The 12628-nt window shown below is 61.5% G+C and carries 11 protein-coding genes; 4 read left to right on the plus strand and 7 right to left on the minus strand.

The window, feature by feature from the left end:
* Window positions 1-742: 742 nt before the first annotated feature.
* Window positions 743-1096 (plus strand): DUF6124 family protein, encoded by a 354-nt coding sequence (locus ACZ0AZ_RS18260; RefSeq protein WP_463537838.1) that lies wholly within the window; start codon window positions 743-745, stop codon window positions 1094-1096.
* 726 nt (window positions 1097-1822) lie between these two features.
* On the opposite strand, the gene ACZ0AZ_RS18265 is transcribed toward ACZ0AZ_RS18260, so the two are convergent.
* The 3 genes from ACZ0AZ_RS18265 to inhA all read right to left on the minus strand — a co-directional run bounded on the left by ACZ0AZ_RS18265 (window position 1823) and on the right by inhA (window position 5219).
* Window positions 1823-3388 carry a methyl-accepting chemotaxis protein gene (locus tag ACZ0AZ_RS18265; protein ID WP_129999168.1) on the minus strand — a complete coding sequence of 522 codons (1566 nt, stop codon included), beginning with the start codon at window positions 3386-3388 and terminating at the stop codon, window positions 1823-1825.
* Window positions 3389-3490: 102 nt separating this feature from the next.
* Window positions 3491-4282 (minus strand): CPBP family intramembrane glutamic endopeptidase, encoded by a 792-nt coding sequence (locus tag ACZ0AZ_RS18270; RefSeq protein WP_039763043.1) that lies wholly within the window; start codon window positions 4280-4282, stop codon window positions 3491-3493.
* A 250-nt stretch (window positions 4283-4532) separates the two neighbouring features.
* Window positions 4533-5219, minus strand: a complete 687-nt coding sequence (gene inhA / locus ACZ0AZ_RS18275; RefSeq protein ID WP_129999166.1) for an isonitrile hydratase — start codon at window positions 5217-5219, stop codon at window positions 4533-4535.
* Between the two features lie 89 nt (window positions 5220-5308).
* Here inhA and ACZ0AZ_RS18280 point away from each other — a divergent pair, with 89 nt between their 5' ends.
* Window positions 5309-6292, plus strand: a complete 984-nt coding sequence (locus ACZ0AZ_RS18280) for a GlxA family transcriptional regulator (RefSeq protein WP_129999165.1) — start codon at window positions 5309-5311, stop codon at window positions 6290-6292.
* On the opposite strand, the gene ACZ0AZ_RS18285 is transcribed toward ACZ0AZ_RS18280, so the two are convergent.
* A complete protein-coding gene (locus ACZ0AZ_RS18285) occupies window positions 6261-7148 on the minus strand; it encodes an alpha/beta fold hydrolase (RefSeq protein WP_129999164.1) in 888 nt (295 codons plus the stop codon). The genes ACZ0AZ_RS18280 and ACZ0AZ_RS18285 overlap by 32 nt on opposite strands.
* Before the next feature lie 90 nt (window positions 7149-7238).
* On the opposite strand from ACZ0AZ_RS18285, the gene ACZ0AZ_RS18290 reads away from it, so the two are divergent.
* Window positions 7239-7850, plus strand: coding sequence for a hypothetical protein (locus tag ACZ0AZ_RS18290; protein ID WP_463537839.1), 612 nt, complete (start codon window positions 7239-7241; stop codon window positions 7848-7850).
* Here ACZ0AZ_RS18290 and ACZ0AZ_RS18295 read toward each other — a convergent pair.
* The 3 genes from ACZ0AZ_RS18295 to ACZ0AZ_RS18305 all read right to left on the minus strand — a co-directional run bounded on the left by ACZ0AZ_RS18295 (window position 7840) and on the right by ACZ0AZ_RS18305 (window position 11160).
* Complete coding sequence (locus tag ACZ0AZ_RS18295; RefSeq protein WP_463537840.1) at window positions 7840-8229, minus strand: hypothetical protein; 390 nt, start codon at window positions 8227-8229, stop codon at window positions 7840-7842. The two genes, ACZ0AZ_RS18290 and ACZ0AZ_RS18295, sit on opposite strands and share 11 nt — an antisense overlap.
* A gap of 311 nt (window positions 8230-8540) precedes the next feature.
* Window positions 8541-10367 carry a glycoside hydrolase family 15 protein gene (locus ACZ0AZ_RS18300; RefSeq protein ID WP_129999162.1) on the minus strand — a complete coding sequence of 609 codons (1827 nt, stop codon included), beginning with the start codon at window positions 10365-10367 and terminating at the stop codon, window positions 8541-8543.
* The gene (locus tag ACZ0AZ_RS18305) at window positions 10360-11160 is read right to left on the minus strand and encodes a glucose 1-dehydrogenase (protein ID WP_463537841.1); all 801 of its coding nucleotides are present in this window, start codon (window positions 11158-11160) and stop codon (window positions 10360-10362) included. The genes ACZ0AZ_RS18300 and ACZ0AZ_RS18305 overlap by 8 nt, the downstream gene beginning before the upstream one ends.
* 233 nt (window positions 11161-11393) lie before the next feature.
* Between ACZ0AZ_RS18305 and ACZ0AZ_RS18310 the strand changes: the two genes are divergently transcribed.
* Window positions 11394-12566 carry an MFS transporter gene (locus ACZ0AZ_RS18310; protein WP_129999160.1) on the plus strand — a complete coding sequence of 391 codons (1173 nt, stop codon included), beginning with the start codon at window positions 11394-11396 and terminating at the stop codon, window positions 12564-12566.
* Window positions 12567-12628 lie beyond the last annotated feature (62 nt).

Genomic DNA, 12628 nt, shown 5'->3' on the forward strand with positions numbered 1-12628 from the left:
TGGCTGCGCCAGACGGTCGCTGCGCTCCCACCCCCGGATCAATCCCTCCACTCAGCCTTCCGACGTCGCCGGTGGATCAAGATCAAGGGCACGCGAGCTTGCGCTCATTGTTGAGTGGGGCGGCTTTGCCGCGGGCAGCTGCGCTGCTTTGCTTTTCTGTGGGAGCTGGCTTGCCAGCGATGGCGGTCTCCCAGTCGACCAATCTCTACCGTTTGGACCAAATCCCTGTGGGAGCTGGCTTGCCAGCGATGGTGGCCTCACAGTCGACCAATCCCTCACTGACGTACTCGGTCCAAATGTGGGAGCGAGCCTGCTCGCGAAAGCGCTCTTCCAGACGACCTCAAACCACCTGACTGTCAGAGGCAATCCCCGCCCTTAAACATCATCAAATACCAACGTTTAAACTACACGATCCGTTACGCCATCCCGGCTACAACTCCTTGCGCCGTTGCCTACGCGTACGCCAGAATCCGCCGGCTTACGCGCCGTGAGGTTGGCTATATCGTTTCTCGGTCACTGACACAAAGCAGTGATCGGGTTTGGTAGCCCGTCTGTGATGGCCGTATGTCTACGCCTTGATGCCGTCCTTTTTTGAGGGCTCGGTTTATATGGTGGTCATGCGTGGGGCTCGTTCGCGGGCGCCGGGTTCCTATTGCAGCCGGTCTACCAACCCGCGTATGGCCGCCACCCTCGTTTGGTAGCGAAGGTGATGGCTCCTTGAATCTGCAATAGGAGTTTCATCATGTTCAAAGTAACCCCCAACCCGCCACCCTCCCACGACCGCGCACTAGACCCGCAAAAAATCCAGGAAGCCACCGACCGCGCCCTCGATTACTACCTCAAACCCGAAGACCTGACAGCCCCGCCAAGTTCGCCGAAATATCGCCCCATCTATGTTGTCGACCCCACGCTGGATGACGAAACCCTGTTGGTCGAGGCCTGCGAGTCGCTTTCATACGCGCATGCCATGGCCGGTAATATCGCCAACTCGATAGGCGGCCCGGAACGCAAACCACTGCTGGCGCTGCAACAGGTGATCATGCTCAACGAACTGTTGGTCAATCGGCTGCTGGACAAGCTGAAGTTGCCTCAATAATTTCATTGGCTGTTATGGCCTCTTCGCGAGCAGGCTCGCTCCCACAGAGGATTGGTGTCTGGCATCTAATCTGTGGTCACCGCAGATCCAGTGTAGGAGTGAGCCTGCTCGCGATGGCGGCTTGCCAAACACCAAAATTTCAGATCAAGAACAAAAAGCCCGGACAGCTTTCGCGGTCCGGGCTTCCAGGATCAAAAGATCGCAGCCTTCGGCGGCTCCTACAGTGACCGAGCAGGAGCTGCCGAAGGCGGCGATCTTTTTGATTTACCGGTAATGGGAAGCCAGCCAGTGATCACAAATGTATCGAACACTTTCTGCCCATCACGTGCGGCTTGCCGAACATCAAGGAATGTCAGCTCATCTCGAACTTTCGGTTTAGCGGGTTTTCGGGCGGGGGTTGTATTCATGCTGGCCGGTATGCGTGACTGAGTAGCGACCGGCAAACGATAGAACCTAGCCTCAGCGAGCACCAGTCGGCTCGTTCTGGCGCAGTTGTAGGCAGTATCTGTTTTGCTTGAGTGAGATCGACGTCGGCATAGAAGGCCTCTTCGCGAGCAGGCTCGCTCCCACAGGGGATTGTCGTCGGACACAAACTGTGGTCCCAAGCAGTTCCAATATGCGAGCGAGCTTGCTCGAGAAAGCGGTCTGCCAAGTACCATCACTTTCAGGCAAGCAACAAAAAACCGGAGGCTCTCGCTTTCCGGGTTTTTTTTGTCGACAGTTCAATCAGCGGTTAAACCGCGCCACCAACGAATACTGCGTGTTGGCCGTCTTCGTCAGTTCTTCACTGAGCAACGCCGAGTTGTGCGCTTGCTCGGACGTCTGATCCGCCAGTTCCGAAATATTGCTGATGTTGCGGCTAATTTCCTCAGCCACGGCACTTTGCTCTTCGGTCGCGGCGGCGATCTGGGTGGTCATGTCGGTAATGTTGGCCACTGCTTCGCTGATGCCGACCAGTGCCTGATCCGCTTCCAGTACCCGCGCCACGCCTTCTTCGGCCTGGCGATGCCCGGCTTCCATGGTTTGCACGGCGCTGGAGGCGGTCTGTTGCAACTTGGCGATCAGGGCATGAATCTGCCCGGTCGATTCGCTGGTGCGTTGTGCCAGTTGGCGGACTTCGTCAGCCACGACCGCAAAACCTCGGCCCATTTCGCCGGCACGTGCAGCCTCGATGGCGGCGTTGAGGGCGAGCAGGTTGGTCTGGTCGGCGATGCCTTTGATCACGTCGACCACGCCGCCGATTTCGTCGCTGTCCTTGGCCAGTTGCGTCACGGTCAGGCCGGTTTCGCCGACGACCACCGACAGGCGCTGAATCGCTTCGCGGGTTTCCCCGGCGATGTCGCGGCCGCGGCCGGTCAGGCGGTTGGCTTCCTGGGTGGCGTCAGCGGTGCGTTGCACGTGGCTGGCGACTTCCTGGGTGGTGGCGGCCATCTGGTTGACGGCGGTGGCGACCTGTTCGGTTTCCACGCGCTGGCGTTCCAGGCCGGTCGAGCTGTTGTGCGCCAGGGCGTCGGACTGCTTGGCCTGATCGGTCAGGTGTTCGGCGGTGTCCTGCAGGCGAGTCAGGCAGGTTTTCAGGCGCGCTTCCTGGCTGAGGATCGACATCTCCAGACGCGCCTGCGCGCCACGGCTGTCGGTGTACATCTGCGCGATCAGCGGGTCGGACGTGGTCTGTTCGGCCAGACGCAGCAGGCGCTTGAGCCCGCGTTGCTGCCATTGCAGGCCCATCAGGCCCAGCGGCACCGACAGCGCGGCGGCGAGGGCAAAGCCCCATTGCGAGTTCAGCGTCGCGCCGATCATGAAGCTCAGCTGGCTGACCAGAATGAACGGCAGCCAATCCTGCAGGATCGGTAGCCATTTGTCCGTCGAAGGAATCGCCGACTTGCCCTGGTTGATGCGTTGGTAAAGCGCTTCGGCGCGGCGGATCTGTTCGGCGGTGGGCTTGACGCGCACCGACTCGTAACCGACCACCTGGCTGCCATCAAACACCGGCGTGACGTAGGCGTTAACCCAATAGTGGTCACCGGATTTGCAGCGATTCTTGACGATGCCCATCCATGGCAAGCCTTGTTTCAATGTGCCCCACATGTGCGAGAACACCGCCGACGGCACGTCAGGGTGACGGACCAGATTGTGCGGCGCCCGGATCAGTTCCTCCCGCGAAAACCCGCTGATTTCAACGAACGCGTCGTTGCAGTAGGTGATCACGCCCTTGGCATCGGTGGTGGAAATCAACCGTTGCTGAGCTGGAAAGGTCCGCTCGCGTTGTGTAATGGGCTGGTTGTTACGCATGGTTTTTCAATCCGCAAGGCTTTGAAAGGTTGTCGGCGCTGACAGGTTTTTATTGAGATTTTTTTTCAGATTCATGTACGCCGTCGCAAAACCGCGCTTGCGTCAACTGGCCAGCATCGGATAGGTGAACAGGCCGAAGTGCAACAGATTCAGGCCGAAATGGGTGGCGATCGCCGCGCCCAGTCCGCCGAAACGATAGGCCAGACCATAGCCGACCCCGGCCAGTCCCGCCAGCAACACCCAGGTCCAGCCGGCGCCGGCATGCACCAGACCAAACAGCAGTGAGGCCGACAGCAGTGCGAGGTTATCGCCGTAGGGCAGGTGTTTAAGGCGACGGCTGAGTCCGCCCTGTATATAACCGCGAAACAGCGCTTCCTCGACCAGCGTCACCAGCAGCAGATTGTTCAGCACCCACAGCCAGGCCTGATCCGGCCACTTCGGCGCCCAGGCGATCACGCCAAGCAACAGCGCGCCGCCGAGGGCGAGAATCGCGCACAACGTAAGGGCGAGGGCGGTGGCATAGACCGTCAGGCGCAACGAACGCCGGGCGACGATCCACGGACAGACCAACAGCAGCCAGAAGCCCACCAACGGTTTGTCGAGGTTGAGGTACATCGCAAACGGCACGGCGTTGTCAGTGAAGCGTTGCGGGTTGATCGCGCGTCCGTTGGCGAAGCCCGGTAACCAGTGCAGCGCAAGTGCCACGGCCAAAACAATGAACAGGCCATGGCCAAGCCAGCGCGCAAACGGTACTTGTTGCTGGCGCACGGCGAACGCGGCGAACAGCAAAAGCCCCACGGAGATCAATGCCAGCCAACCGAGTTGGCCATAGCTCAGGGCCAATCCGTAACCGAGGCCGAGCAGCGCGAGATAAAGCCAGGGCAGCGCCTTCATCGAAAGTCCTTGTGCGAGATTTCTGGGAAGGGGCTTTCTACACGGGCGAGGGAGGTGGGACAAGTGAAGGTGTGGCGACAAACCGGGACAACGTAACGCTGGATAGTCATATACAGAACCCAATGTGGGAGCGGGCTTGCTCGCGAATGGGGTGTCACCGATACAGAACAGGTGACTGACACAGCGCATTCGCGAGCAAGCCCGCTCCCACATTGGATCATTTCAGTCAGAAATCGGTGGGCGTTCGGTATCAGCGCAGGCCCAGTTTCGCCGCCGCGCGCTCGGTAATTTCGGTGCGCAGTTTCAACGAAGGCGCCGCGCGCAACCGTGCTTCATCGACCACCGCAGTCGGCGCCACGTCCGGGCTGCCGGCATTGAACGGCGGGGCCGGGGCATATTCCAGTTGCAACTGCACCAGTTGCGCCGTGTCGGCATCGACCAGTTCCGCCGCCAGCACCAAGGCGAAATCGATGCCAGCGGTGATTCCGCCACCGGTAAACAGATTGCCGTCGCGCACCACCCGATCCTTCACCGCAATCGCCCCCAGCGTCGGCAGCAACTGGTGATACGCCCAATGCGTGGTCGCGCGCTTGCCCTGCAGCAGCCCCGCCGCGCCGAGCACCAGCGAGCCGGTGCACACCGAGGTCACATAACGTGCCTGGGCGGCCTGGCGTTTGATGAAATCCAGCGTCTGCTGATCTTCCATCAGCGGCCCGACGCCACTGCCGCCAGGCACGCAGATCACATCCAGATTCGGGCAATCCTCAAAAGTCGTAGTCGGTTTCAGCAGCAGGCCGGTGCTGGACGTCACTGGCATCAGGTCCTTCCAGATCAGGTGCACCTGCACGCCGGGCAAGGAGGCGAGCACGTCGTAAGGGCCGGTCAGGTCGAGTTGCTGAACCTGCGGGAATAACAGAAAGCCGATCTGCAGCGTCATCGTTCTTGCTCCGTTGAAAGAAGTGGACGACTGCACTGTAGGCGGGTAGGTTCTGGCGCATACGCCAATCACCCCACGAATTACGCCAAATGCCTAAAGCCATTCACGTCCTCGCGTTCGCCAACATGCAGATTCTTGATGTCACCGGACCGCTGCAGGTGTTCGCCTCGGCCAACGATCTGGCCCGCCAGCGCGGTTTGCCGATGCCCTATGCGCCGAGCGTGATCGCCAGTGGCGGCGGGGCGGTGATGTCATCGGCGGGGTTGGCGGTGCTCGCCGAACCCTTGCCACAAACGCCCAGCGACACCTTGATCATCGCCGGCGGCTGGGGCATTTATCCTGCCGCCGAAGACCCGCAATTGGTCGACTGGGTGCGCGAGCACGGCACTCATTGCCGGCGCGTGGCTTCGGTGTGCACCGGGGCCTTTCTGCTCGCGGCCAGCGGCTGGCTCGATGGCCGCCGCGTGGTGACGCACTGGACGCGTTGCGAGCAACTGGCCGCGCAACATCCCAATCTGCACGTGGAAGCCAATCCGATTTTCATCAACGACGGCCCGGTGTGGACGTCCGCCGGGGTCACGGCCGGCATCGATCTGGCGTTGGCCATGGTTGAAGAAGACCTCGGCCGCGATATCGCCCTCGACGTCGCCCGGCACTTGGTCGTTTTCCTGAAACGCCCGGGCGGACAGTCGCAGTTCAGCGTGACGCTGTCGCTGCAGCAACAGGGCAACCGCTTCGATGAACTGCACGCCTGGATCGCCGAAAACCTGACCTGCGACCTCGGCATCCCGACCCTCGCCGAACAGGCCGGCATGAGCGAACGCAGTTTTATCCGCCACTACCGCGCCGACACCGGCCAGACCCCGGCGCGGGCGATCGAATTGATCCGCGTCGAAACCGCCCGGCGATTGCTCAGCGATACCGGTTTGCCGGTGAAACGGATTGCGGCCAACTGCGGATTTGGTAGTGAAGAGACACTGCGGCGCAGTTTTCTGCGAGCGATTGGCGTGACGCCGCAGGCTTATCGGGAGCGGTTTTCGGTCAGCGTTGCAACAGATCCAGTATCGCCTTGAGGGTTTCCTGCGGCGCTTCTTCGGGAATGTTGTGGCCGACACCCGCCAGCACGCGCCGCTCATAAAAGCCGCTGAAATGCTCGGCATCTTCATCAATCAGCGATGGCGGGCCGACGCCATCATCGCCACCGCACAGCGAAATGCTCGGCACGCTGATCACCGGCAGTCTGGCGAGCGCTTCCTCCATCCACTCCAGGGCTGGATCGCCCGGGGCGTATCCGAAGCGATGCCGATAGGAATGAATCACCACGTCGACAAAATCAGGATTATCAAAAGCGCCAGCGGTCAGCGGGAAGCGTTCGTCCTTGCGCGCCCACGTCGGCGACCACAGCCGCCAAAGCAACTGACACAACGCCCGGCGATTCTGCCTAAGGCCCTCGATGCCTCGCGACGTGTGGAAGTAGTACTGATACCAGAGCCGATGCTCGTCTTCCGGCTCCAACGGCTGGTTCGCATGGGCGATGTCCTGCACGAGGTAGCCGTCGCCGCTGACCAGCCCGCGCACCCGCGCCGGAAACAACGCCGCGACAATACACGCCGCCCGACCGCCCCAGTCATACCCGCAAAGCATGGCCTGCTCGATGCCCAGCGCATCCATCAGATCGAGCAAGTCCTGCGCCATCGCAGCTTGCTGACCGGAGCGCAGGGTTTGCGCACTGTTGAACCGGGTCGGCCCGTAACCGCGCAAGTACGGCACGATGACGCGGTAGCCTTGCGCGGCCAGCGCCGGCGCGACTTCGTCGAAGGCGCGCGGGGAATAGGGGAAGCCGTGGAGCAGAATCACTGCGGGGCCGCTGGCAGGGCCATGCTGTTCGTAGGCGATGGTCAGAAAAGGGGTAAGGACTGACTGAATCATGACTGACAACTCCGTGCAAACGTCTTCCAAACCGTAGACCATCGGATAGACTGCGCAGCTCATTCTGTCGACTGGCTTCAAGGACGATACATGTCATTCAAAACGCTGCTTGTTGTGTTGGGACTCGTCGTGATGCTGACCGGTTGCGCATCGCCACCGGCACTGCCGGACACCCCGCAGCGCCGTGAACTGATGGAACGCATGTTTGCCAAGTCGACGATCATGCTGTCCTTCAAGGAGTTGGACGCGCGATCCGCCGCCGTGCCGGGCGAACCGCAACGCCAGCTCAGCGCCGATGAGGCATTGGCCCGACACAAGAAACAAATGAATGTCGACCTGCCGGCGGCGTACTGGGAGCAGCGCCGGGCAAACCTCGCGCAACTTATCGATGCCAGAGCAAAAGGTGAAGCCATCGGTCTGGCGGCATACAAGCAAAAGTACTTCGAGCAACTGTCCCAGGCGCCGACGCCAATGCTCGCGGCGCTGGCCAATGCGCCGAGGATGGACGCGCTGGCAGAGTTTCCATTGGTGCTGCCCAATGATCATCAGCTCAGTTACTTCTACCTGATGACCGTTGCGGATGAAACGTTTTGGGAAATCGAGCAGTTCTACCAGCACATGGCCGATCTGGACGCCCAGTACGGCGTCTGTGCCCTGTACCCGGATTGCTACCGCCCGGACTTCCGCACGGCTAAGCCTTAAGCTCCGCGATCTGATTGAAATATTTCGCCCGATCCGGCGTAAACGTCACCTTCATCTTCGTCCGCGAGCACGTCAGCGCGCGCTCCTGCGCCAGATCAATATCCAGATCCTCGCCGCGCAGACCCTGCCACTGCGCCAGATATTTCAGCGAGCCGTGCTTCTCGTTTTTCTTCAGGCTGCGACTGACGCCGCCCTTCCAGCCGAGCACCGGCAGTTCTCCGGAGAGGCATTTCAATGCGAGGTCGGGAAAGCGTTCGGCGCGCTGGCGGCCGATTTCCCAGCATTTGATCAGGCCTTGGTCGGCGGCTTCCCAGAGCTGGGTGCAGGTCAGCCCGGTGCGAAGGGGAGAGTCGATGCTGCGCTGGATGTGGTGAGGCATTCCGCTTCCTTGAATTCGGGGGTGGCTGGACAGCTCCGCTGTGCCCGTTGCGTTGGATGGTAGGTGCGGATGTAACGGCTGGCAACAAGGTATTTCGGCGTGTAAGCGCACGTTGCGGGAGGCGTTTCAACGTGACGTGAGTGGTTTTTGCAGGTGCGGTTTTTACACAGACTGTCGCCAGACGTAACCGGCGTAAGGGTTTGACAGCGGATACGGGCCTGAACCAGTTATCTGGCATGCAGGCCCGTTGTGGAAAAATACCTGTCGATCAGGGATTGGTCTGACAGGCGCTGGCGAAAAAACGGTCAGCGCTATGGCTGCCAGGAACTCTTCTCGCCACTCAACTTGCGATCAAGGAAACTCGCCGCACTGATCAACGCCAGATGCGTCAGCGCTTGCGGCGTGTTGCCCAGATGCCGGCCATGGCTGTCGAACTCTTCGGCGTACAGCCCAAGCGGGTTGGCGTATCGCAGCAATTGCTCGAACTCCAGATGAGCCTTTTCTACTTGCCCGGCCCGAGCCAGGCATTCGACGTACCAGAACGAACACGCAGCGAACGCGCCTTCGGTGCCGCTGAGGCCATCGATGTTGGCGTCTTCGTTGCGATAGCGATAGACCATGCCGTCGCGCACCAGGGTTTTTTCGATCGCTTCGAGGGTCGACAGCCAGCGCGGATCCTTGGCGCTGACGAAGCGCACCAAAGGCATCAGCAGCATCGAGCCGTCCAGCGCGGTGCCGCCCTTGTACTGGACGAAATGCCCGCGTTCTTCATCCCAGAAGTTGTCCCAGATGTCGGTGTAGATCGCTTGCCGGGTCTGATCCCAACGGGCGAACGGTGCCGGCAGCGAACGCTTGGAGGCCAGACGGATCGCGCGGTCCAGCGCCACCCAGCACATCAGCCGCGAGTGCAGGAAGTGATGGGTCTCACCGCGCATTTCCCAGATGCCGACATCTTCGCTCTGCCAGGTCTCGCAAACCTGATCGACCACCTCGCCGACGTGCCGCCAGCCTTCGTGGGAAATCGCGTCGCCGTACTTGTTGACCAAATACACGGCGTCCATCAGCTCGCCGAAGATGTCGAGCTGGATTTGGTCATAAGCGCCGTTGCCGATGCGCACCGGTTGCGCGCCGCCGTGGCCTGACAGGTGCGCGAGTTCGGTTTCCGGCAATTCCTGCTGACCGTCGATGGCATAGAGGATGTTGAGTTTCATCGGTTTGCCGCAGCAATCGCTGACCCGCCCGCGTAGCCATTGCATGTAATGGTTGGCCTCATCGACGAAGCCCAGGCGCATGAACGCGTAAACGGTGAACGAGGCATCGCGGATCCACGTGTAGCGATAATCCCAATTGCGCTCGCCGCCGGGAGTTTCCGGCAGGCCGAAGGTGGCAGCGGCGAGGATTGCACCGTGCCGGCGTGAGGTCAGCAGTTTCAGGGCGAGGGCGGAGCGGTTGACCATTTCCCGCCAGCGCCCGCGATAGTTGGATTGGCCGATCCAGCCCCGCCAGAATTTCAGGGTGCGCTGCATGCACAGCTCGGCGGCGCCTTCCGTAAAACGCGGGTCGTCGCTGCCGCCGAGCATGAATGCGGCGGTTTCGTTGTGCTCGAGGGTGAACTGCGCGACGGCCGCTTGCGCGTCGATTTGCAGCGCCTGATCCGAGGCAAGGCGTATCGACGGCTGGCCAGCGGCGTGGAACGTCACGTCCTTGGCGCCCATCTCTGCCCGGGTGTCGGCGCGACCGTAGTCGTGGCGCACCGCGCAACGCAGGTTGAACGTCGCCGAGCCGCTGACCACGCGCACCCGGCGCATCAGCAGGGGCAGGGCGTCGACATCATCACCGATGGGCAGCAGATCGGTGATTTCCACCACCGCGTGTTCGCTCAGCCAGCGGGTCTGCAAGACGTTGGTGTCGGGCAGGTAAATCTGTTCGCGGCGCGCATCCGGCAAGTCCGGCGCGAGCTGGAAAATCCCCGCTTCAGGGGTGTCGAGCAGCGAGCAGAAGATCGTCGGGCTGTCGAACTCCGGCCAGCAGAAAAAATCCACGCTGCCCTTGTCGTTGACCAGTGCGGCGCTGCGCATGTCGCCGATGATGCCGTGGGCACCGATGGGACTTTGTTGTTCCACTTCAGGCTCAGCCATTGCCGCGAAACTCCGGATAGAGGCTCATCCCGCCATCGATGAACAGGGTGGTGCCGACGACGTAGTCAGACAGATCGGAAGCGAGGAAAACCACTGCGTTGGCAACGTCCTCGACATCGCCAATACGTCCGTAGGGAATCAGTTCGAGGAGTTTTTCGCCGGCCGCGCCTTCAGTGGCTTCTGTGTTGATGGCCGTGCTGATCGCACCGGGCGCAATGCTGTTGATGCGGATGCGCTGGTGGCTGACTTCCTGGGCGAGGCTCTGCATCAACTGATCGACGCCGCCCTTCGATGCCGCGTAATTGACATGCCCGGCCCACGGAATGCGCTGGTGCACCGAACTCATGTGAATGATCTTGCCCGCCGCGCGCGACACGCCTTCGCGCACACCCTGACGCTGGAAAATCCGCAACGCCGCCCGCGCGCAGAGGAACTGCCCGGTGAGGTTGACGCCGATTACCGTGTTCCAATCGTCGAGCGTCATGTCCACGGCAGCGGCGTCTTTTTGCAGGCCGGAGTTGGCCACCAGAATGTCCAGCGAGCCGAAGGCTTCGACGGTCTTGGCGAACAGTCTTTCGACGTCTTCTTCCTTCGAGACGTCGGCGCCGATGGCGAGGGCCTTGCCGCCTTCGGCGTTGATCTGTGCAGCCAGTTCTTCGGCGGGTTCGGCGCTGCTGTTGTAATTGATCACGACCGCAGCGCCGGCGGCGGCCAGTGCTTTCGCGGCAGCATGGCCGATGCCGGAGCTGGCGCCGGTGACCAGCGCCACCTGATGAGCGAGGGAAATCCGCATGACGATTCGCGCCTTGGTTCAAGAGACTTAAGTAGCTGACTGATGGCAGACGCTGAGAGTTCATTTGCTGGAAGCGGTGATTGCGCTGGCCCCTTCGCGAGCAGGCTCGCTCCCAGCGGGGACTGCATTTCGAATGCGCGAGCGAAGGGGGCTTCACAGACCGCTAACAATTGCGCGCTTCCACGGCATTCAAGGCTATGGCAACTTGGCCGCCCCTGATGAGGCTGCAATCGATGGCAAACCCCTACCGCGAATTGTTCACCGCCCCCGGCGCCCGTGCCTTTGTGCTGGCCGGGATGCTGGCGCGCATGCCGATTTCGATGACCGGCATCGGCCTGATCACCATGCTCGCGCAGTTGAACGGCGGTTATGCGTTGGCGGGTGCGGTGGCGGCGACGTTTGCCTTGGCCACAGCTTTTTGCGCGCCACAGGTATCGCGTCTGGTGGACCGTTACGGGCAGGGGCGGGTGCTGCCGATCGCAGCGCTGACCGGTGGCGGCGGGTTATTGATGTTGCTGCTGTGCACGCGTGTGCAGGCGCCGGACTGGACGTTGTTCGTCTTCGCCGCGCTGGCCGGGTGCATGCCGAGCATGTCGGCGATGGTGCGGGCGCGCTGGACCGAGATCTACCGTGGCCAGCCGCAATTGCAGACGGCGTATGCGTTGGAGTCGGTGCTCGACGAGGTGTGTTTTATCGTCGGGCCACCGCTGTCGGTGGGCTTGTCGGTCGCGGTGTTTCCCGAGGCCGGGCCGCTGGCGGCATTGTTGGCCTTGGCCATTGGCGTGACAGCGTTTGTCGCCCAGCGCAGCACCGAGCCGCCCGTGCACGCGCAGGAGTCGCAGCACCAAGGCTCGATCATTCGCTCGACTGACGTGCAATGGCTGCTGGCGTTGATGCTGGCGATGGGCGTGATTGTCGGGGTCATCGATGTGGTCAGCGTCGCCTTCGCTCAACATCAGGGCCAGCCGGCAGCGGCGAGTATTGTTTTGTCGGTGTATGCCATCGGCTCGTGCCTGGCCGGCATCGCCTTCGGTGCGATGCGCTCGAAACTGCCGTTGCCGCGCCTGTTTCTCTACGGCGGCGTGGCGACGGCAGTGACCACGCTGCCGCTGCTTTTGGCGAGCAACATTCTCGGCTTGTCGATCGCGGTTTTCATCGCCGGGCTGTTCTTTTCGCCGACGCTGATTGTCGCGATGGCGTTGATCGAACGGATCGTGCCGCCGGCCAAACTCACCGAAGGCCTGACCTGGCTGGTGACCGGGCTGAGCATCGGCGTGGCAATCGGCGCTGCGGGTTCCGGCGCGCTGGTGGATACGTTCGGCGCGCGTAGCGGCTTCTGGCTGGCGATTGCGGCGGGGGCGGTGGTGCTGGTTTCAGCGTTTCAAAGTTTCCGTCACTTGAAATGAAATTCCACTGTGGGAGCGAGCCTGCTCGCGAAGGCGGTGTGTCAGTAAATATCTTCATACCT

The organism is Pseudomonas sp. AC239 (genome assembly GCF_979258545.1).